Annotated in this window: 18 protein-coding genes; 14 read left to right on the top strand and 4 right to left on the bottom strand. The window is 71.3% G+C overall.

The annotated features are described in order from the left end of the window. Nucleotides 1–89 precede the first annotated feature (89 nt). Nucleotides 90–1,496 (bottom strand): glycosyltransferase, encoded by a 1,407-nt coding sequence (locus ACZ6TB_RS13480; protein ID WP_465553989.1) that lies wholly within the window; start codon nt 1,494–1,496, stop codon nt 90–92. Between the two features lie 254 nt (nt 1,497–1,750). Between ACZ6TB_RS13480 and ACZ6TB_RS13485 the strand changes: the two genes are divergently transcribed. From ACZ6TB_RS13485 to ACZ6TB_RS13495, 3 genes are read left to right on the top strand one after another with little or no spacing between them, the layout of a single operon-like run. Beyond that, nucleotides 1,751–2,617, top strand: coding sequence for an LLM class F420-dependent oxidoreductase (locus tag ACZ6TB_RS13485; protein WP_465553991.1), 867 nt, complete (start codon nt 1,751–1,753; stop codon nt 2,615–2,617). After that, nucleotides 2,614–3,270, top strand: a complete 657-nt coding sequence (locus ACZ6TB_RS13490; RefSeq protein WP_465553993.1) for an HAD family hydrolase — start codon at nt 2,614–2,616, stop codon at nt 3,268–3,270. Before ACZ6TB_RS13485 ends, ACZ6TB_RS13490 begins: the two co-directional genes overlap by 4 nt. Beyond that, nucleotides 3,270–4,073, top strand: a complete 804-nt coding sequence (locus tag ACZ6TB_RS13495) for an alpha/beta fold hydrolase (protein ID WP_465553995.1) — start codon at nt 3,270–3,272, stop codon at nt 4,071–4,073. Before ACZ6TB_RS13490 ends, ACZ6TB_RS13495 begins: the two co-directional genes overlap by 1 nt. Here the strand turns inward: ACZ6TB_RS13495 and ACZ6TB_RS13500 are convergent. Further along, complete coding sequence (locus tag ACZ6TB_RS13500; RefSeq protein WP_465553997.1) at nt 4,059–5,237, bottom strand: FAD-dependent monooxygenase; 1,179 nt, start codon at nt 5,235–5,237, stop codon at nt 4,059–4,061. The two genes, ACZ6TB_RS13495 and ACZ6TB_RS13500, sit on opposite strands and share 15 nt — an antisense overlap. A gap of 96 nt (nt 5,238–5,333) precedes the next feature. Here ACZ6TB_RS13500 and ACZ6TB_RS13505 point away from each other — a divergent pair, with 96 nt between their 5' ends. The 4 genes from ACZ6TB_RS13505 to ACZ6TB_RS13520 all read left to right on the top strand — a co-directional run bounded on the left by ACZ6TB_RS13505 (nt 5,334) and on the right by ACZ6TB_RS13520 (nt 8,368). Further along, nucleotides 5,334–6,005, top strand: a complete 672-nt coding sequence (locus tag ACZ6TB_RS13505; protein WP_465553999.1) for a TetR/AcrR family transcriptional regulator — start codon at nt 5,334–5,336, stop codon at nt 6,003–6,005. A gap of 50 nt (nt 6,006–6,055) precedes the next feature. Next, nucleotides 6,056–7,729, top strand: a complete 1,674-nt coding sequence (locus tag ACZ6TB_RS13510) for a sodium:solute symporter family protein (RefSeq protein ID WP_465554001.1) — start codon at nt 6,056–6,058, stop codon at nt 7,727–7,729. 13 nt (nt 7,730–7,742) lie between these two features. Next, nucleotides 7,743–8,024: a hypothetical protein gene (locus ACZ6TB_RS13515; protein ID WP_465554003.1), complete on the top strand. Its 282-nt coding sequence runs from the start codon at nt 7,743–7,745 to the stop codon at nt 8,022–8,024. Nucleotides 8,025–8,113: 89 nt separating this feature from the next. Next, nucleotides 8,114–8,368 carry a hypothetical protein gene (locus ACZ6TB_RS13520; RefSeq protein ID WP_465554005.1) on the top strand — a complete coding sequence of 85 codons (255 nt, stop codon included), beginning with the start codon at nt 8,114–8,116 and terminating at the stop codon, nt 8,366–8,368. Between the two features lie 42 nt (nt 8,369–8,410). On the opposite strand, the gene ACZ6TB_RS13525 is transcribed toward ACZ6TB_RS13520, so the two are convergent. Then, on the bottom strand, nt 8,411–9,535 hold the full coding sequence (locus ACZ6TB_RS13525; protein ID WP_465554007.1) for a PQQ-dependent sugar dehydrogenase: 1,125 nt from the start codon (nt 9,533–9,535) through the stop codon (nt 8,411–8,413). Nucleotides 9,536–9,612: 77 nt separating this feature from the next. Here ACZ6TB_RS13525 and ACZ6TB_RS13530 point away from each other — a divergent pair, with 77 nt between their 5' ends. From ACZ6TB_RS13530 to ACZ6TB_RS13550, 5 genes are read left to right on the top strand one after another with little or no spacing between them, the layout of a single operon-like run. Beyond that, on the top strand, nt 9,613–11,067 hold the full coding sequence (locus ACZ6TB_RS13530) for an alpha/beta hydrolase (protein WP_465554009.1): 1,455 nt from the start codon (nt 9,613–9,615) through the stop codon (nt 11,065–11,067). An 18-nt stretch (nt 11,068–11,085) separates the two neighbouring features. After that, nucleotides 11,086–12,261 (top strand): MFS transporter, encoded by a 1,176-nt coding sequence (locus ACZ6TB_RS13535; protein WP_465554011.1) that lies wholly within the window; start codon nt 11,086–11,088, stop codon nt 12,259–12,261. 49 nt (nt 12,262–12,310) lie between these two features. Beyond that, a complete protein-coding gene (locus ACZ6TB_RS13540; protein WP_465554013.1) occupies nt 12,311–14,071 on the top strand; it encodes an ABC transporter ATP-binding protein in 1,761 nt (586 codons plus the stop codon). Beyond that, entirely contained in the window at nt 14,068–15,999 is a 1,932-nt protein-coding gene (locus tag ACZ6TB_RS13545) for an ABC transporter ATP-binding protein (protein ID WP_465554015.1), read from the top strand. Before ACZ6TB_RS13540 ends, ACZ6TB_RS13545 begins: the two co-directional genes overlap by 4 nt. A 46-nt stretch (nt 16,000–16,045) precedes the next feature. After that, the gene (locus ACZ6TB_RS13550; protein WP_465554017.1) at nt 16,046–17,827 is read left to right on the top strand and encodes a gamma-glutamyltransferase family protein; all 1,782 of its coding nucleotides are present in this window, start codon (nt 16,046–16,048) and stop codon (nt 17,825–17,827) included. A 6-nt stretch (nt 17,828–17,833) separates the two neighbouring features. Here the strand turns inward: ACZ6TB_RS13550 and ACZ6TB_RS13555 are convergent, their stop codons facing one another. After that, nucleotides 17,834–18,664, bottom strand: a complete 831-nt coding sequence (locus ACZ6TB_RS13555) for a hypothetical protein (RefSeq protein WP_465554019.1) — start codon at nt 18,662–18,664, stop codon at nt 17,834–17,836. Between the two features lie 86 nt (nt 18,665–18,750). Here ACZ6TB_RS13555 and ACZ6TB_RS13560 point away from each other — a divergent pair, with 86 nt between their 5' ends. Further along, nucleotides 18,751–19,296 carry a winged helix-turn-helix domain-containing protein gene (locus ACZ6TB_RS13560; protein ID WP_465554021.1) on the top strand — a complete coding sequence of 182 codons (546 nt, stop codon included), beginning with the start codon at nt 18,751–18,753 and terminating at the stop codon, nt 19,294–19,296. Beyond that, nucleotides 19,289–20,554, top strand: a complete 1,266-nt coding sequence (locus tag ACZ6TB_RS13565) for an MFS transporter (protein WP_465554023.1) — start codon at nt 19,289–19,291, stop codon at nt 20,552–20,554. Before ACZ6TB_RS13560 ends, ACZ6TB_RS13565 begins: the two co-directional genes overlap by 8 nt. The last annotated feature ends 25 nt before the right edge of the window (nt 20,555–20,579 follow it).

Genomic DNA, 20,579 nt, shown 5'->3' on the forward strand with positions numbered 1-20,579 from the left:
CGCGCGGGCCAGGCGAGCGGGCACGGACGATGTCGAGGCGAGTGGCGCGCGGGTGCGGGCCAGGCGGGCGGCCCGCGGGTGCGGGACCGCTAGCTCTCGCGCGGGACGGGGCGCAAGCGGCCGCTTCGGGTGCGGCCGCCTCCGGTGCCCTCGCCGTTGATGACTCGTAGGTCTGGGCGCTGGCGTAAGCCCTCTATGCGGCGGCGCTTGGTGCCCACCTCGCGTTGGGTGGGGGGCTGCGGGGGCGCCGTTGAGGGGTCGGGGCGGGTGTCGTCGGTTGAGCGGGGATTCAAGTCGGGGGTGGGAGTGCGGGCGGCGTGGGGGCTCTGTGGGGTGTGGGGAGTGCTGTTGGCGATCGGGCGTGGGGACTCGTGCGGGATCGGGTTGTCGGCGGCGCGCCACAGGTCGCGTGCGGGGGATGGGCGGCGGCGGGGTGGGCCCCACGGTGTGCCGGAGCGCTGGCGATCCGAGCTTGGCCACGCCGGAGTGGGGGCGGGAGCGGCGGGAGCGGCTTCCGGGTGTGCGGGGCGGTCGCCCCAGCGCCGGGCGCGTTTCGAGGGCAGACGATCGGCGGGGGTATCAGAGGCGGGGGTATCAGAGGCGGGGGTATCAGCGGCGCGGGCGGGCGGCGTGGCGAAGCCGGGGCTGTCTGATCGGGCGGAGCGGGGGCCAGCGGCGGAAACGTCCGGTCGGGCGGAGCGGAGGCCGGCGGCGGAAACGTTCGGTCGGGCGGAGCCGGGGCGGCGCGGTAGCGCGGTGGGGGTGGGCTCGGCCAGGGGAGCGGTGGAAGCGGGGCGGCGGGGCGGGGGAGTGTGGCGGCCGCGATGGTGGCGGTGCTCGGTGGCTATCGCACGCAACCAATGCCAGGCGCTCGGTAGGTCGGCTCGGGCGGGGCGGCTCATGCGGGGGTAGGCGACGCTGCCGATCTCGGTTACCCGCAGGCCGCGGGCGGCGGGGCGCAGCGACAGCAGTGGGCGCAGCTCGGGGCCGTCTCCCCACGTGGCGCCCAGGCGGGCCGAAGGGTCGGGGAGGTCCAGGGCGGGCAGGGCGTCGCGCCAGAAGGCGGCGTAGCCGAAGCCGGGGTCGGTGCGGGTGGTGTGGAAGACCGTGTTGACGATCCAGGCCAGGAGCAGGTTGGCCCAGCGGCGGAAACGGCCGCCGGTCAGGTCGCGGCCGCCGGGGCGGTAGCGCGAGCCGAAGACGGCGTCGGCGCCGGCGGTCAGGGCCGCTATGTAGGCGGGGATCTCGCCGGGGTCGGTGGAGCCGTCGCCGTTGAGGGTCACGATCACGTCGCCGGTGGCCGCGGCCAAGCCGGTGGCCAGGGCGTTTCCGGTGCCGGGGCGGCCGGGGCGGAGCACGCGGGCGTCGGGGCGGGCGGAGCGCACCAGCTCGGCCGCATCCGGAGAGGGGGACGAGGGGGACGACGCGACCACGATGACCTCGTCGACGACGGGCAGGCCGCGGAGCATCAGCGGCAGGCCGCCGGGGTCGCTCACCGGGATGACGACACTTACGGAGGGTGACGATCGGCGGTGGTGGGTCGTCGCTGGTCCAAGCGGCGAAGGAGGCATGGCGGTGGCTCCTCACGGGTGCACTGCTGATCTTCGAAACTACCGGTCGGCAACCGAACAGCAACTCATCGGAAAGGCTGATCAGGGCCGTACCGGCGGCTCGAAAGGGACGCGCCCGCGGGTAAAAGGGGTGACTACTGTGCGTACAAGATGAAAGGGGTGGGAGTAGGGTTTTGGGTGTGAAAATTGGTCTGCACATCTCGAACTTCACGTGGCCCGAGGGCGCTCCGCGGCTCGGCGCCGTGCTTGCCGAGGTGGCCTCCGCCGCCGACGAGGCCGGCTTCGACCGGATCAGCGTGATGGACCACGTCTGGCAGATCCGCGGGGTCGGTCCCGCGGAGAACGACATGCTCGAGGCCTACACCGCGCTGGGCTATCTGGCCGCGCACACCAAGACCGCCAAGCTGTTCACCATGGTCACCGGCGTGACCTACCGCGACCCGGGCCTGCTGGCCAAGGCCGTCACCACGCTCGACGTGCTCTCCGGCGGCCGCGCGCTGCTCGGCATCGGCGCCGCCTGGAACGAGGACGAGTCGCGTGGCCTCGGCCTGTTCTTCCCCTCGACCAAGGAGCGCTTCGAGCGCCTCGAGGAGACCCTGCAGATCTGCAAGCAGATGTTCGCCGGCGACGAGACGCCGTTCAACGGCACGCACTACCAGCTCGGCCGGCTGCTCAACTCGCCGCTGCCGCTGAGCAAGCCGAGCCCGCGCATCCTGATCGGCGGTGGCGGCGAGAAGAAGACGCTGCTGCTGGTCGCGAAGTACGCGGACGCCTGCAACCTCTTCCCGAGCCCCGAGGTCGGCCACAAGCTCGACGTGCTCAAGCAGCACTGCGAGAACGTCGGGCGCGACTACGACGAGATCGAGAAGACCTGCATGTTCCACTACGACCTCACCACCAAGAACCCGGGCGAGATCATCGACGGTCTGCGGCACCTGGCGTCGCTCGGGTTCCAGCAGGCCCACGGCAGCCTGGTCAACGCGTACGACACCAAGCAGTTGGAGATCTTCCAGAAGGAGATCATCCCGGCGGCAGCGGAACTGTGACGGTCCAAGCGGTCGTCTTCGACCTCGACGGCGTGATCATCGACTCCGAGGAGGTCTGGGAGGAGGTACGCCGCGGCTACGTCGCCGAGTTCGGCAAGCGGTTCCTCCCGGACACCCAGGACCGGATGATGGGCATGAGCACCGGAGAGTGGTCGCGGCACCTGGCCGAGGAGGTCGGCGTGCCGCGGACGCCCGAGCAGGTCGCCGCCGACGTGCTGGGCCGGATGGCCGAGCGCTACCGCGATGATCTGCCGCTGATCCCGGGCTCGGTCGACGCCGTGCGCCGGATCGGGGAGCGCTTCACCCTCGCGCTGGCCAGCTCGAGCGCCCGGATATTGATCGACCAGGTGCTGGCCACGGCCGGGCTCACCGACGCCTTCCAGGTCACGCTCTCGACCGAGGAGGTGCCGCGCGGCAAGCCCTACCCGGACGTCTACCTGGCCGCGGCCGAGAAGCTCGGCTTCGCCCCGGCGGTCTGCGCCGCGATCGAGGACTCGAGCAACGGCCTCCGCTCGGCCGGGCGCGCCGGGCTGGCCGTGATCGCCGTGCCGCACGGCGTCTACCCGCCCGCACCGGACGCGCTCGAGATGGCGAGCCTCGTCGTGTCCAGTATCGGTGCCCTGAGCGTGGAAGAGATCGATAGGCTCCGCTGATGGGGGACTTCCGATCGGCCGCGGGCACGCGACTGCACTATGAGGAGCGCGGCGACGGGCCGCTCCTGGTCTGCCAGCCCGGCGGCCCGGGACGGCCCGGCGGCTACCTCGACGATCTCGGCGGGGTGAGCCGCACCCTGCTGGTGCTCGACCCCCGGGGCACCGGCCGCTCCGAACCGGCCGACTCGCACGCCTTCACCGACCTGGCCGAGGACATCGAGCGGCTGAGGCTGGAAACAAACCAAGAGCGGATCGATCTGCTCGGCCACTCGGCCGGCGCCTGGGCGGTGCTCGCCTACGCCGCCCGGCACCCGGCGCACGTCTCGCGGCTGGTGCTGCTCACCCCGTCGCGCAAGCCGATCCCGCAGGGTGTCGACGAGCCGTCGCAGGACGTGCTGCTCAAGCGGTGGTTCGCCGCCGAGCCCTGGTACGCCGCCGCGAAGGCCGCCTGGGATGCCGACACCGACGAGGACGAGGCCGCCCCGGGGCTCATGCCGCTGGTCTACGGCGCCGACACCCCGGCCGTCCGGGCCCACGCGAGCCGGCCCGAGGTGACCGGCGACTACGCGGACTACTGGTCGGGCACGCTCGACCCGGGCGACCTGGCCGCGGTCGGTGTGCCGGTGACGATCATCGCGGGGGAGCGGGACGCCATCACCGGGCTGGCCGCCCCGCACGTGCTGACCGACTGGCTGCCCAACGCCGCGATCATCTGGCTGCCCGACGCCGGCCACTTCCCGTGGGTCACCCAACCCGACGCCACCCGCGAGGCGATCGACGCGGCCCTGTCACAGCCGGCCTGACGCGGCGGCGACGTAGTCGGGCAGCTCGATGTTCGTGCTGCGGTCACTGGCAATCTTGAAGGTCAGGTCGATGACCCACTTCTGGTTGTTCAGGTAGTTCCGCACCTTGATGCCGGTCGCCGTCTTCGGCGCCAGGAACTTCCCGGTCGTGTCGCCGCCCTTCTGCGTGCCGCGGGCGAACTTGCCGATCCGCCTCTCATAGGCGGGAAAAGCGACGCGATGGTCACCCTGGGCGGCGGCGAGCTCTCCCGCCAGCACGTACGCCGAGACAATCGCCGTGCCGTTGCCCTGCCCACCGATCGTGGCCCCGCAGGCGGCGTCGCCCACCAGCGCGACCCGCCCCTTGGTCCACGAGGGATTGTCGACCCGGCAGATCTGGTCGAAGTAGACGTCGGTGGCGGTGTCGAGCCCCTCCAGCAGCCGCGGCGCCAGCCAGCCCATGCCCGCATAGCGCGCGCGGATCAGTCGCTTCTGCTCGTCGAGGTCGCGCCGATCGTAGGAGATCTTGGGCGACGCGAAGCAGATGAACGCGCTTGCCGCCGAGGGGTCCCGGTGGTCGCCGCCGACGCTCATCAGCTTGCCGGGCTCGTTGTGCAGCAGCGAGTCACGGCCCAGACCCCACTCGTTCGGCACATCCCAGCCGCCCACGTAGTACCCGAGGTGTTTCACGAACTGCTCCTCGGGCCCGAACGCGAGCCGCCGCACGCCCGAGTGCACCCCGTCGGCCCCGACCACGAGGTCGAAGACCCGCTGCTCGCCGCTCGCGAAGCTGACCTCGACCCCGCCCGGCGTCTCGTTCATCGCCGCGATGCGGTCGCCGAAAAGGTACTCGGCGGAGCCGGCCTCGCACAGCACGCGGGCCAGATCGCCGCGCTGCACCTCGAGGTCGCCCCCGGCCAGCCCGGCCGGCCACTCCATCAGCCGCTCGCCGTCGGCGTCGACGAACCGCATGGCCGTGCCGTGCGTCTGCACCTCGCGCAGCGCCGGCAGCACGCCCATCTTGTCGAGCACGCCCATGTGCAGCGGCCCGCGGAAGTCGACGGCGCTGCCGCCGGTGCGCAGCACGGGCGCGACCTCGACGATCGTCGGCTCGAAGCCGAACCGCCCCAGCCAGTAGGCCAGCGCCGGCCCCGCGATGCTCGCTCCCGAGATCAGAACCTTCATGACATCCCCCTGTGAAAAGAAGCGCGGCGGAAAAACTGTGTCCGCCGGACTCGGTTATTTCTGTGTACGGTAGACGCAGTTAGGGAGGATGGCAAGATGACCGCTGATTTCTTCTGGAACGTGAAGCGCCCGCCCACCCGCGGTCCCAAGCCGGCGCTCACGCTCGCCCAGATCGCCGACGCCGCGATCGCGATCGCCGACGCCGAGGGCATGGCGGCGGTCTCGATGCAGCGGGTGGCGGCCGACCTCGGCTACACGAAGATGTCCCTCTACCGCTACCTGCCGGGCAAGACCGAGCTGGTCGCGGCCATGCTCGAGCAGGGGCTCGGCGAGCCGCCGGCGATGCCGGAGGGCGACTGGCGAGACCGGCTCACCGGCTGGGCGGCCGCCCTGCTGGCGGCCTACGGCGGCCACGCCTGGGCGCTGGCGGCGACCAGTGGGCGCCGCCCGGTCGGCCCCAACGAGCTGGCCTGGACGGAGACGGCGCTGCAAGCCATGCCGGCCGAGCTGACCGGCCCCGAGCGGTTCGACACGGTGGCCACCATCGCCGGCCACGTCCGGATGATCGCCGGTCAGGCCGGCGGCGAGGCCGAGCTGACCGCGGCCGTCACGGCGGCGCTCCGCGACCACGCCGACGAGTTCCCCGCGGTGCTGGCCGCCGTGACCGAGATCGGCGAGATCGGCGGCGAGGAAAACGCGTTCGACTTCGGCCTCGAGCGCATCCTCGACGGTTTGGAATCGCTGGTGAGGCAACGGCAACGGGTGTGAAACATGTTCATGGTGGGTAGTCGGTGGCGACTTCGCCTTGGAGGTGGCCCGTGGAGGTGCTTGCGGCGAGCGGACTCAAGCTCGACCTCGACATTTTCGACTACCTGATCCTCGCGCTCTACTTCGTCACCGTGCTGGGCATCGGCTTCGCCGCCCGTGCCGCGATCAAGACGAGCGCCGATTTCTTCCTCTCCGGGAGATCGATGCCCGCCTGGGTGACCGGCCTCGCGTTCGTCTCGGCGAACCTCGGCGCCCTCGAGATCATCGGCATGGCGGCCAACGGCGCCCAGTACGGCCTGCTGACGCTGCACTACTACTGGGTCGGCGCCGTACCGGCCATGGTGTTCCTCGGCATCGTGATGATGCCGTTCTACTACGGCTCGAAGGTGCGCAGCGTCCCCGAGTTCCTCCGCCGCCGGTTCAACAACAGCACGCATCTGTTCAACGGGATCAGCTTCGCGGTCGCCCAGATGCTGATCGCGGGCGTCAACCTGTACGCGCTGGCCCTCGTCCTCGAGGCGCTGCTCGGCTGGCCGCTCTGGCTGTCGATCATCCTCGGCGCCGCGATCGTGCTGGTCTACATCACCCTGGGCGGCCTCTCCTCGGCGATCTACAACGAGGTGCTCCAGTTCTTCGTGATCCTGGCCGGCCTCATCCCGATCACGATCGTCGGCCTGACCAAGGTCGGCGGCATCGACGGTCTGTTCGAGAAGGTCCGGCAGAGCCCGCTCGGCGACGCGGCGCTGCACACGTGGTCGAACACGGGTAGCGCCGCCGACAACCCGCTCGGCGCGAACTGGATCGGCATCATCTTCGGTCTCGGCTTCGTGCTGTCCTTCGGCTACTGGACGACCAACTTCGCCGAGGTGCAGCGGGCGCTGAGCGCCAAGGACATGAGCGCGGCACGGCGTACGCCCATCATCGGCGCCTTCCCGAAGCTGGTGATCCCGATCATCACCGTGATCCCCGGCCTGATCGCGATCGTCACCGTGAAGGGCCTCGGCGCCGACAAGGGCGACCTGGTCTACAACAACGCGATTCCGCTGCTCATGCGCGACCTGCTGCCGAACGGCGTGCTCGGCGTGGCGGTGACCGGCCTGCTGGCGTCCTTCATGGCGGGCATGGCGGCCAACGTCTCCGGCTTCAACACCGTGTTCACGTACGACATCTGGCAGTCCTACGTCCAGAAGGACCGCGACGACGCGTACTACCTGCGCGTCGGCCGGCTGGCGACGGTGGCCGGCATCGTGGTCGGCATCGGCACCGCCTTCATCGCGGCCGGCTTCAGCAACATCATGAACTACATCCAGGCGTTGTTCTCGCTGTTCAACGCGCCGCTGTTCGCCACCTTCATCGTCGGCATGTTCTGGAAGCGGATGTCGGCATGGGCCGGCTTCTGGTCGCTGGTGCTCGGCTTCCTGGCCTCCCTGATGCTCTACATCTTCCACCTGACCGACGTGATCCACTTCAACTCCGACCTCAGCGAGAGCTTCTGGGGCGCGGGCCTCGCGTTCGTGACGGCGGTCGTCGTGGCGCTGATCGTCACCATGTTCACCCCGCCGAAGCCGGAGAGCGAGCTGCGCGGGCTGGTGTACGGCCTGGGCGGCACGAGCACCTCGAGCGACGTGATCATCTCGGGCGAGAAGGTGTGGTGGCGCAACCCGGTCCTGCTCGGCGCGATCGCGCTGATCCTCGCCGTCCTCCTGTACATCCCGGTCTGGTGAGGGGAGAACCGACATGACCGACGAACCCGAAGCCAAGGTCACTCGCCGCGCCACCCGGCTGTTCGACGTGCGACTGGTGATCGGCGGCCTGTTCGTGATCTACGGCGTGATCGTCACGCTGCTGGGCATCTTCGACTCGCCCGAGGAGATCGAAAAGGCCCAGGGCGTGCACATCAACCTGTGGATGGGCCTGGCGATGCTCGTCTTCGGCCTGCTCATGCTGCTCTGGCTGAAGCTGAGCCCCCCGGATTCACCCTCCGATCCCGCCCCGGAAAGCGAAGACGACGTCCGATGATGGTGAGGGGGTTGTCGGCCTGGTGCGACTTGGTTGCACAGCCTCCTCATATCTTCCAGTCGAGGGTCTGACCTTCCGATAGACAGGGCATGGAACCCCTCGCAGCAGTCAGCTTCGCCACCTCGGGCGGTAGCCGTCCCGCCGGCTGGCAGGCTCAGGTGAGAATCGATTACGTCATCAACAAGGTCGCGCAAACCCACCGCGGACAGTCCGAGGACCAGGTTGCGCAGGCGATCCACGACCAGCTCCGAGCCGTCGGAGTGGTACCGAACGGCCGTCAGATCGAGAAGTACGCGACGGCGATCTCCGCCCTCCCGGAACTACCGCCCAACAACAAGAAGTGAGCGCGAAGTGGCCCGGTCCAGGCGACCGGGCCACGACCGTTTCTACGAGGCGGCGAACCGGATGATGCGGTCGTCGTCGCCGACCGGGTCCCCCCGCCCGTCCCGGTTCGACGTCATCACCCACAATGCGCCGTCGGGCGCGATCGCCGCGGTGCGCAGCCGCCCGTACTTCCCCTCGAGGTAGGCCTTGGGCTCGCCGCCGCCGAGCGGCACCGTCCACAACCGCTCGCCCTTGAGCGCCGCCACGTAGAGCGTGCCGCCCGCGATCGCCGCCCCCGACGGCGAGGCGTCATCGGTGTGCCACTGCACGATCGGGTCGACGTACTTGGCGTTGCCGGCCTTGCCCTCGACGACCGGCCAGCCGTAGTTCTTGCCCGGCTGGATGACGTTCACCTCGTCCCAGGTGTCCTGGCCGAACTCGATGCCGTACATCTTCCCGCTCGCGTCCCAGGCCAGCCCCTGCACGTTGCGGTGGCCCATGGTCCAGACCGGCGAGCCCGGGGTCGGGTTGCCCGGCGCCGGCTTGCCGTCCGGGGTGAGCCGCAGGATCTTGCCGTTCACGTCCTTCGGGTCCTGCGACTGGTCGCCCTCGCTGGCGTCGCCGGTGCCGACGTAGAGCATCCGGTCCGGCCCGAACGCGAGCCGCCCGCCGTTGTGCCGCCCGCCCCGGGTGATCCCCTCGAAGATCACCTTCGGTGTCGGGTCGTCGAGGGTGAACTTGGCGATCCGGTTGTCGTTCTCGGCGGTGTAGAACGCGTACACCATCTTGTTGGTCTTGTACTCCGGGTCGACGGCCAGGCCGAGCAGGCCGCCCTCGCCCCCGCTGCGCGCGCCGTCGACGTGATAGACCTTCTGCGGATCGCCGCCGCCGACCGGGATGCGCAGGATGTCGCCCTTGTCGCGCTCGCTGACCAGCGCGCTCCCGTCCGGCAGGAACGCCAGGCCCCACGGCACCTCGAGGCTCGACACGATGACCTGCGGCTTGCCGAGATCGGGCGCGCCGGGACGGGACGGTGCCGAGGAGCCGGCGGGGGCGGAGGTGGCGGCCACCGACGGCACGGTCGCCTCGGCGCGCGGCGGCGACGAGGGTTCGTTCGACGAGCAGGCGGTCAGCAGCGCCGCTCCGGTCGCGGCGACGAGCAGGCGCGTGCGTGCGGCGGTGGTCATCGGTCAACCGTGCCACGGCCCGGCGAACTTCACCGGTTCCGGGGACAGGTGATCATGGATCATTCGAAGATGGCGCGGTGCGAGCTTTGGCGGTCACGGTCCTGCTTCTCCTGACGTACGCTGTGCCGCCCGCCCGCGCGAGAGACGCCACCCCACCGGCGATCCTCTGGGCGACGTGTCCCGAGGACGCGACGGTGCAGTGCGGCACGATGCGGGTCCCGGCCGACTGGGCCAACCCGTACGGCCCGACGGTCATCCTCACCATCGCCCGGCGCCCGGCCACCGACCCCAAGCAGCGGCTCGGCGCGTTGCTGGTCAACCCGGGCGGGCCGGGCGGGTCCGCCGTGGACTTCACGTTCGACTCGAACACCTTCTTCAGCGCCGAGCTGCGCAAGCACTTCGACATCGTCGGGATGGACCCGCGGGGCGTGGGTCGCAGCAGCCCGGTGCTGTGCTCGCAGGACCTGGTCGACGCCAAGCCGAACCCGCTGGTCGAGAGCGAGCGCGCGTACAACGGCGTGATCGACTACAACCGCCGGCTGGCCGCCGACTGCGCGTCCCGGTCGGGCCCGGTCTTCGGCCACGTCGACACGCTCAGCGTGGTCCGCGACGTCGACGCGGTGCGGGTCGCGCTCGGCGAACAGAAGATCAGCTTCTACGGCGCGTCGTACGGTTCCCTGATCGGCGAGCAGTACGCCGAGACGTACCCGCAACGGCTGCGCGCGCTGGTGCTGGACGGCGTGATGGACCACAGCGCCGGCCTCGCCACGTTCCTGATCCAGGAGACCGACGCCGCCCAGGACTCGTTCGACGAGTTCGTCAAGTGGTGCGCCCGCGACGAGAAATGCGTGCTGCGCGGCCGGAACCTCCCCGCGCTGTGGGCCGCGCTGGTCGCCCGCGCGAACGCCGGGACGCTGCGGAACCCGTACGACAAGGCCGAGAAGCTGAACGTCGCCGACCTGGCCGAGGCCGCCTTCGCCGCCTTCTACGAGCCGCAGTGGTACTCGTTCGCGTACTACCTCAAGGACGCGGCCGGCCTCCCGGCCCCGAAGACCGCCCCGCCGCCCTCGGTCGACATCACCGACCACAGCTTCCCGGCCGTGATCTGCTCGGACTGGTACCTGCCGATCACCGGCTTCCGCGACCTGCGCCGCCGCCTCGACATCCTGGCCGAGCGCGCGCCGCAGATGAAGGCCTCGCCGCTGGCGCTCGCCGCCACCGTCGGCTGCCTGGGCTGGCCCGTGGCGCCGGCCAACCCGCAGCGTCCGCTGGTGGTGCCGCCCGGGTCGCCGCCGATGCTGCTGATCGGCTCCAAGCACGACCCGGCCACCGCCTACGTCTGGGCGCAGCGGGTGGCCCACCAGCTCAGCCCGGTCGCCGACCTGGTCACCTACGAGGGCTGGGGACACGTCGTCTACAACCGCAGCCCCTGCGTGGCCGCGACCGCCGACGCGTACCTCATCGCCCTGAAACGCACCCCGGCCGGCACGAGTTGCCCGGCCATCGAGCCGAGCCCGTTCGGAGTGGGCTGATCGGGGTAGTAACCCCCCATGCTCGTTCTGAGTCGTTACGCCGCCGCGGCCGTCTGCGCCCGGCTCGCCGACGAGGGCGCGCGGGTCGCGATCCTGCTGCTGGCGATCGAGCGCACCGGCCGGGCCGGCGCCGGCGGCCTCCTCGTCGCGGCGCTCATGGTCCCGCACGTGCTGGCCGCGCCGGCGATCGGCGGCCTCGCCGACGTGGCCCGCCGGCGCCGGGCGCTCTACCTCGGCGTCTTCCTCGGGTATGCGGCGCTACTCGTGGCCGCCGGCCTGCTCGTCGGGCGCTTCACCGTCCTGGCCGGCGTGGCGCTGCTGGCCGCCGGCTGCTGCGCGCCGCTGCTGATCGGCGGCCTGACCAGCCTGCTCGGCGAGCTCGCCGGGGATCGCCTCGAGCGCGCGTTCGGCCTCGACGTGACCACCTACAGCATCGCCGGGATCGCGGGGCCGGCCCTGGCCGCCGTGATCGCGGCCGCGGCGGGCGCGACCTGGGCGGTGGTCGCGCTGAGCGGTCTCGCGGTGCTGGGCGGCCTGCTGGTCGCCTCGCTGCCGCTGCGAAGCCGCCCGCCCGCGACCGAACAGCCGCGCCCGACGGCCGCGCTGCGGATCATGCGGAGCGACCGGGAGCTGGGCGCGGTCACCGCCGGGTCGGTGCTGAACCAGGTCGGCGTGGGCGCGCTGCCGGTGGTGGCCGCCCTGCTGGCGGCGCGGGCGGGCGACACCCGGTACACCGGCCTCCTCCTGTCGGTCGCCGCCGCGGGCGGGCTTGCCGGATCGTTGCTGACCACGGCGTTTCCCGGCCGGCGCCGGTCGCCGGTCGCGGTCGTGCTGCTCTGCGTGGCCGGCACCGCGGCGGTGTTCCTGCTGCTGGCCGCCGCGCCCGGCGGGTGGCCGGCGCTCGTCCTGGTCGCGATCGCCGGGGCGCTGGGCGCACCGCTGGCCGTAGCGGTCTTCTCGGTGCGCGGCCGGGCCGCGCCACCGAACCTGCGCACCCAGGTCTTCACGCTCGGCGCCGGGCTCAAGGTGACCGGCGCGGCTCTGGGCGCGGCAGTGGCCGGCCTCGCCGCGCCGGGCGGGCCCGTCGTCCTGCTGCTCGGGGTCGCGGGCTGCCAGGTGCTCGCACTCGGCGCCACGGCGCTGGTGGCCCGCGTCACTCCCGCGCGCCGGGAGGCGGAGGCTATCGTTAGCTAAGCTAAATACCTCCGGCCCCCATCCCCCTCGCACCAACAGGGAGGCGCCCTTGAGCCGCCGCGCGCCCAAGGCGTCCATCGATCCCGATGTTCGCAAGAGCTGGCTGCGTCGCGCGCTGCCGCTCGTCAAGGCCCACCGCGGGCTGCTGATCACCTCGCTCGTGCTGTCGTTCGTCGGCCTCGTCGTGCAGGTGCAGATCCCCAACCTCGTCCGGATCGGCATCGACGACGCGATCGTCGACCGGGCCGGCGGCCTCACCAAGTACGTCTGGGCGATCATCGCGCTCGCCCTGGTCCAGGGCTTCATCAACTATCTGGCCCGGCTCTACCTGCTGCGCACGGCGTACGAGATGGAGTACGACCTGCGCAACATCGTCTACGCCCACCTGGTGCGGATGCCGTTCGGCTTCTACGACCGGGTGCAGTCGGGCGAGCTGATGTCCCGCTCCGGCTCCGACATCCGGGCCGTGCAGATGTACCTCTCGTTCGGCCCGTCGATCCTCGTGCAGTGCCTGATCGCGGTGGTCGCGTTCATCCTGATGCTGTCGATCAACGTGCCGCTCGCGATCGTGGCCATGGTGACCATGCCGATCATCGGGGTGCTCGGCGTCAGCATGCGCAAGGCGATCTTCCCGGTCTCCTGGATGATCCAGGCCCGGCTGGCCCAGCTCGCCACCGTCGTCGACGAGAACATCCAGGGCGTGCGGATCGTCAAGGCGTTCGCGGCCGAGGGGCGCCAGCTGCGGTCGCTGGCCGAGAGCGCCGACCGCATCCGCTGGGCGTACCGGCAGGACGCGCGCATCCGCAGCCGGTGGAACCCGCTGCTGGACAACCTGCCGCGGCTCGGGCTGGCGCTGGTGCTGCTGGTCGGCGGCCTGATGGTGATCAATGGGCACACCACCGTCGGCACGATCGTGGCCTTCAACTCGTACGTGCTGATGCTCCAGCCGCCGTTCCGCATGCTCGGCATGATGATCATGATGGGGCAGCGGGCGTCGGCGTCGGCGCGGCGCATCTACGAGATCCTCGACACGCCGAGCGAGGTGGTCGACGACGCGGACCCGATCGAACGGCCCCTGCGCGGGAACCTCGTGTTCGACGACGTCTCCTTCGCGTACCCCAATGGAACCGTCGCCCTCGACCACCTGGACCTGACGCTGCGGGCGGGGGAGACGGTGGCCGTGGTCGGTGGCACCGGATCGGGCAAGTCGACGCTCGGCCGGCTCGCCGCGCGCTTCTACGACGTCACCGGCGGCCGCGTCACCATCGACGGCCTCGACGTGCGGCGGATCAAGCTGTCGGCGCTGCGGGAGCAGGTCGGCATCGTGCCCGACGAGCCCTTCCTGTTCTCGCTCTCGATCCACGACAACATCGCGTACGGGCGACCCGACGCCACCCGCCGGGAGGTGATCGACGCCGCGGTCGCCGCCGGGGCCGACGAGTTCATCCTCGAGCTCCCGGACGGCTACGAGACGGTCGTCGGCGAGCGCGGCTACACGCTCTCCGGCGGGCAGCGGCAGCGGATCGCGATCGCCCGCGCGCTGCTGGTCGACCCGCCCGTGCTGGTGCTCGACGACGCGACCAGCGCCATCGACGTCGGCGTCGAGCAGCGGATCCACGGCTCGTTGCGGGAGCGGATGCAGGGCCGGACGACGCTGATCGTGGCCCACCGCCTCTCCACGATCAGCCTGGCCGACCGGGTCGTGCTGATGGCCGGCGGCCGGGTGATCGCCGACGGCACGCACGCCTCGCTGCTGGCCGGCGAACCCCGCTACGCCGAGATCCTGGCGTCCCAGGAGGTGACCGCATGAGCATGTTCGGGGGCGGCTTCGGCGGCTTCGCCGTGGGTGGCCGCCCGACCATGGGCGCGGCCGGGCGCAAGGGCAACGGGCTGCCGTTCGCCGGCATCCCGGAAGATCTCGCGGCCGGCGTCGCGAAGCTCGAGGCGAAGGAGCCGGACCACGGCGATCCGCACGCGCCCTTCGACCCGGTGGCCGACTCGGGCGGGCGGATCTCGCTCGGCCGGCTGCTGATCCGGCGGCCGGGGCTGCTGGTCGCGGCCTCGCTGGCGATCCTGGTCGAGACGCTGTTGCTGCAGGCCGGGCCGTACCTGGTGCAGGTCGGCATCGACCACGGCATCACCGAACGCGACCTGCGGGTGCTGGTGATCGCGACGATCTGCTTCGTGGCGGCCGTGCTGCTCACCGGCGTGGCCACCGCGATCCGCATGCGCAAGAGCGGCACGCTCGCCGCCTCGGCCACGCGGGACCTGCGCATCCGGATCTTCGCGCACCTCCAGCGGATGTCCCTCGACTACTACACGCGGGAGAAGGCCGGCGTCACGATGACCCGGATGACCTCCGACGTGGAGTCGCTGCAGAACCTGCTCCAGGACGGTTTCGCCCAGTTCCTGATCCAGGCGCTGACCATGGTCGTCGTCACCGGGGTCCTGTTCCACTACGACGTCGAGCTGGCGATCATCACGCTGGTGCTGGTGGTGCCGCCGCTCACGGCCGCGTCGCTCTGGTTCCGGTACGCCGCGGACCGTGGCTACAACCGGCAGCGCGACACCATCGCCGCCATGTTCGCCGACCTCGCCGAGAGCCTGAACGGCGTGCGGGTCGTGACCGCGCACAACCGGCAGGAGCGCAACGTGGTGGCGCACCGCTCGGTGGTCGGGGACTATCGCGACGCCAACGACTGGACCGGGCGGATCAACGCGATCTACGGGCCGGGCACGTCGGTGATCGGGCTGATCGCGATGGCGATCCTGCTGCTGGTCGGCGGGCGGATGGTGTTGCGGGGCGAGCTGACGATCGGCGAGCTGACCGCCTTCGTCCTCTACATCAACGCCTTCTTCCAGCCGGTGCAGCAGCTGGTGCAGCTCTACACCCAGTACCAGCAGGCCAAGGCGGCGATCGGCAAGATCCGCTCCTTGTTGGAGACGGCTCCGTCGGTGCGGCAGCCACCCACGGCCGTCGTCATGCCGCCGGTCGCGGGGGAGATCGTCTTCGACGACGTGACGTTCGGATATCTGCCTTCACGTCCCGTTTTATCGCATCTATCGCTGCGGATCGCACCGGGTGAGACCGTGGCTTGCGTGGGGCCGACCGGCGCCGGCAAGTCGACGCTGGCCAAACTCGTGACGCGCTTCTACGATCCCGATTCCGGGCGAATCACGATTGACGGGTACGACCTCCGCGACGTGACCCTGGCTTCGCTGCGGACCCAGATCGGGGTCGTCCCGCAGGAGCCGTTCCTGTTCGCCGGCACGCTCCGGGACAACATCGCCTTCGCCCGGCCCGCCGCGACCGACGAGGAGGTCTGGGCGGCCGTCGACTCGGTCGGGCTGCGGGACCTGGTCGAGCGCGCGCCCGAAGGCCTCGACACGCCGCTGCACGAGCGCGGCCAGTCGGTCTCCTCGGGGGAGCGGCAGCTGCTCGCCCTGGCCCGGGCGTTTCTGGCCGAGCCGCGGGTCGTTGTGCTCGACGAGGCGACGTCCAGCCTCGACCTGCGCTCGGAGCTGCGCGTGGAGGCGGCGCTCGACGCGCTGCTGGAGGGCCGCACCGCGATCCTGGTCGCGCACCGGCTCTCCACCGCGATGCGGGCGGACCGGATCATCGTGGTGGACGACCACGGCATCGTCGAGTCGGGTTCGCACGCCGAGCTCATCGCGGCCGGTGGACGATATGCCGCCATGTTCGAGACGTGGGCCGCACATTCTGGTAGGCAGGGATAGACGGGCACCTTTGCCCAGTTCTTCGTCTGCCTACTTCGGAGGATCGATGCGGATCTTGCCGGTACTAGCAGTAGCGTCCCTGTCCACCGTCTTCATCGCGGCGCCCGCCTCCGCCCACGGGGTGTCGCCGGGCCCGACCGCCACCGGCTACGGCGGCGCCGTCGCGACCGTCGACGCCACCGCCACCGCGGCCGGGCTCGACGTGTTGCGCCACGGGGGCAACGCGATCGACGCCGCCGTCGCGACCGCGGCCACCCTCGGCGTCACCGAGCCGTTCGTGGCCGGCCCCGCCAGCGGCGGGTTCCTCGTCTACTACGACGCCAAGCACCACCGGGTCTCGACCATCGACGGCCGCGAGACCGGGCCGGCGTCGATGACGCCGACGTACTTCATCGACCCGGCCGACGGCCTGCCGTACGACTTCCAGGAGGCCCGGGTCAGCGGCCTGTCCACCGGCGTGCCCGGCTCGCTCGCCACCTGGGACACCGCGCTGCGACAGTGGGGGACGCGCTCGCTGTCCTCGCTGTTGCGCCCGGCGGCCAAGGTCGCCGACCGCGGCTTCGTCGTCGACGCGCAGTTCCGTCAGCAGATCAACGACAACCTGGCCGCGTTCGGGCAGTTCGACTCGACCAAGGCGCTCTACCTGCCCGGCGGCGCCCCGCCCGCGCTCGGCTCGATCCAGCGCAACCCCGACCTGGCGGCGACCTATCGCCAGATCGCGGCCCAGGGCATCGGCTCGTTCTACCGCGGTCCGATCGGCGCCGACCTGGTCAAGACGGTCCAGCACCCGCCGGTCTCGGCCGATCCGGTCGGCAGCTGGGCCTACCCGATCCGGCCCGGCGTCCTGACCATGGACGACCTCTCGTCGTACCGGGTGCGGCGCCCCGACCCGACCGTCTCCGACTTCCGGGGCCTGAAGGTCTACGGCATGTCCACCCCGTCGAGCGGCGGCACGGCCGTGGGCGAGGCGCTGAACATCCTCGAGAACGTCGATCCGTCCGCCTCCGACACCACCCAGGTGCTGCACACGTACCTGGAAGCCTCGGCGCTCGCCTTCGCCGACCGGGGGCGCTACGTCGGCGCGTACACGCCGAATGATGTCCTCAAGAAGTTGATCTCGGACCGCTGGGCCGGTCAGCGCGCCTGCCAGATCTCCCCGACGGCGGCGCTCGCGAAGCCCGTCGCCCCCGGCGACATCAACGCCTCGGGTTGCACGCCGGCCCCGGCGACGCTCACCCCCGACAACGGCCTGAGCACGACGAACATCACGGTCTCCGATCGCTGGGGCAACGTCGTCGAGTGGACCTTCACGCTCGAGCAGTTCGGCGGCAACGGCATCGTCGTCCCCGGTCGCGGCTTCATGCTCAACAACGAGCTGACCGACTTCAACTTCGCCCCGACCCAGGGCACCGCCCCCGACCCCAACCTGCCCGGGCCCGGCAAGCGCCCGCGCAGCTCCATGGCCCCGACGATCGTGCTCAAACACGGCCGGCCGTTCCTTGCTCTGGGCTCGCCCGGCGGCGCCTCGATCATCACGACGGTCCTGCAGATCCTGGTCAACCGCCTCGTTCTCGGCATGCCCCTGCCGGCGGCGATGGCGGCGCCGCGCGCGTCCCAGCGGAACTCGGCCGGCATCCAGGCCGAACCCGCGTTCCATGCGACCTATGGTCCGGCGCTGACCGCCCTCGGGCATTCGTTCGGGCCGGACATGGCCGAGCTGGGGGCGGCGACCGCCATGGAGTTCACGTCGCACGGCGGCATCATCGCCACCTCCGAGCCGGTTCGCCGCGGCGGCGGCACGGCCGGCGTGGTCCATCCCACCCGTTAGTGGCGCCTAGGTCAGCTCCCAGTCCTGGGACTGGGAGCTGACCCCGGGCCAGTCGCCGAGCCGGAAGCGGGTCAGCCGGGCCGACGTCTTCACCTCGAACACCATCGGCCGGGAGACCTCCGATCGCGGGTCGAGCGGGTAGACGGGAAAGGCCTGCATCGCGGCGCTCATCGTCGCGTCGCGCTCGTACGAGTGGCCGGCGTCGTCGATGACCCAGGCCCGGCTCTTCTCGACGTTGTCGGGGAACGGCGTCGTGCCGGTGTTGCTGACGCGCACCCAGATCGAGATCAGGCGGTTGCCCTCGGCCGGGTCGAGCTCGGGGAAGCTCGACAGCTCCGGGTCCTCCACCCGCCCGAGGGACACCTGCATCCGGTCGCCGTTGTCGCGCGGAAGGATGACGGTGCCGTCGAGCGGGAGGATGCCGCCGGGGCCGGCCGCCGCCGGGCTCGAGGTCGCCGTCGGCCATGCCGCCACCGTCGGCCACGCCGTCGGCGCCCACGTTGCCGGTCGCGTCGTGGCGAGGGCCAGGACGGGTTCCGCGACGGTTCGTGCGGGGCGGTGTGCGGACTGGTAGGTGAGGGTGGCGACGACGCCGCCCGCCGCCGCCACGGCGGCCACCGAGACCAGGGCGATCCAGGATATTGCCGTTTCCCTGGGCTGTTCTTCCTTTGCCGGGTCTTCCTTTGCCGGGTCCTCCTTTGCCGGGACGGCCGCCGGTGGGGCGACGACGGCTCGCGCCGGACGGCGGCCTTTCCGGGTGATGGCGTAGGTGCCGGCGGCCGCGGCGGCGAACACGGCGGCGGCCACCCAGCGGGAATGCTCGCGCGGTGCGGTCACGGTCGGCGCATCGGCAGCGCGAGGCCGAAGCTGAGGACTTCCGGCCCGAATTGCTAGAGATATCTTTCTAAAGTAACCTCTAGCATATGCGGGACATCAAGCTGACCGACGCCCGGGCGCTCCGGGCCTACGCTCATCCGTTGCGCATGCGGCTGATCGGCCTCCTGCGCAGCGAGGGGCCGATGACCGCCACCCAGGCGGCGGCGCGGCTCGACGACAACGTTCCCAACTGCTCGTTCCACCTGCGGCAGCTCGCGAAGTACGGCCTCGTCGAGCGGGCGCCCGCGGCCGACGGGCGGGAGCGGCCCTGGCAGGCCACCGCGCAGCAGACGTCGTGGAGCGACGACTCCGACGACCCCGCCGTGCGGGCCGCCACCGACCAGCTCAACCACGTCGTGCTCGGCATCTACGTGCAGCGGGCGCAGGAATACCTCGCCGTCCGCGGCGACCAGCCGGTCGAGTGGCGGCGGGCCGCCGGGTTCAGCGACTACCTCGTGCACGTCACCGCCGACGAGCTGACCGCGCTCAACGAGCAGATCGAGGCCCTCGTGGCGCGCTACGCCGATCCGGCCGCGCGGTCCGAGGGGGCGCGTCCGGTGCAGCTCATCACCATGGCGGTGCCCCGTGACTGAGTCGCTCCTGGCCCGGCCGGCGTTCCGCCGCTACTGGTCGGCGCAGACCGTGTCGCTCTTCGGCGACCAGGTCACGGTGCTCGCCATGCCGCTGCTCGCGGTGCTGGCGATCGGCGCCGGGCCGGCGCAGATGGGCTACCTGACGGCGGCCGCGCTGCTGCCGAACCTGTTCTTCTCGCTGCCGGCCGGCGCCTGGGTCGACCGCCGTCCGCACAAGCGGCGCATGATGATCGTCGCCGACCTCGGGCGGGCCGCGCTGCTGGTCACCGTGCCGGTGCTGTGGTGGGCCGACGCACTGACCTTGACCGCGCTGTACCTGGTGGCGTTCGGCGTCGGGACGCTGTCGGTGCTGTTCGAGGTGGCGCACAGCAGCCTGTTCGCGTCGCTGGTCGAGCGGCCCGACTACGTGCGGGCCAACAGCCTGGTCAACGGCAGCCGGGCGATGTCGTTCGTGGCCGGCCCGAGCGTCGGCGGCCTGCTCGTGCAGATCTTCACGGCGCCGTTCGCCCTGCTCGTCGACGTGGTCACGTTCCTGGGGTCGGCGGCCTTCCTGCGGCGCATGCGGATTGCCGAACGACCGGTCGTGCACGACGAGGCGGCGGGCATGGCGGCCGGGATGCGGTTCGTGCTGCGCTCGCCGGTGCTGCGCGCGATCCTGCTCGGCGCGACGACGCTCAACCTGTTCAACTACGTGTTCGCCGCGCTCTTCGTGCTCTACGTGACGACGTCCCTGCACGTCTCGCCGGGCACGCTCGGCGTCATCATCGGCGCCGGCGCGGTCGGCGGCCTGCTCGGCGCCGTCGTGGCCGGCCCGGTGAGCCGCCGCCTCGGCATCGGCCCGGCGCTGATCCTCGGCCTGATCGTCTTCCCCGCCCCGCTGATCCTGGTGCCGCTCGCCGCCGGGCCCACCCGCGTGGTGCTGGCCATGCTGTTCGCCGCCGAGTTCGTCGCGGCGCTCGGCGTCATGCTGCTCGACATCGCGGCCGGCTCGATCCAGACGGCGGCCACCCCGGTGAGCAAGCTGTCCGTGGTCTCCGGCTTCCAGCGCACGGTCAACTACGGCATCCGCCCGGTCGGCGCCGTCCTCGGCGGCTGGCTGGGCGCGGCGATCGGGGTCCGCCCGGCCCTGTGGGTCGCCACGGTCGGCGCCCTGCTCGGCGTCCTGTGGGCGGTCTTCTCACCGCTGCGAACAATGCGCGACCTCCCGGCGGCCGACGAGCCCGAGCCCGCCTTGTGCGCGGGGAGCGAACTGGGATAAAAGTGCGGCTTGCTTGCCGCGGGGG

Source organism: Actinoplanes sp. NPDC051537 (assembly GCF_055586105.1).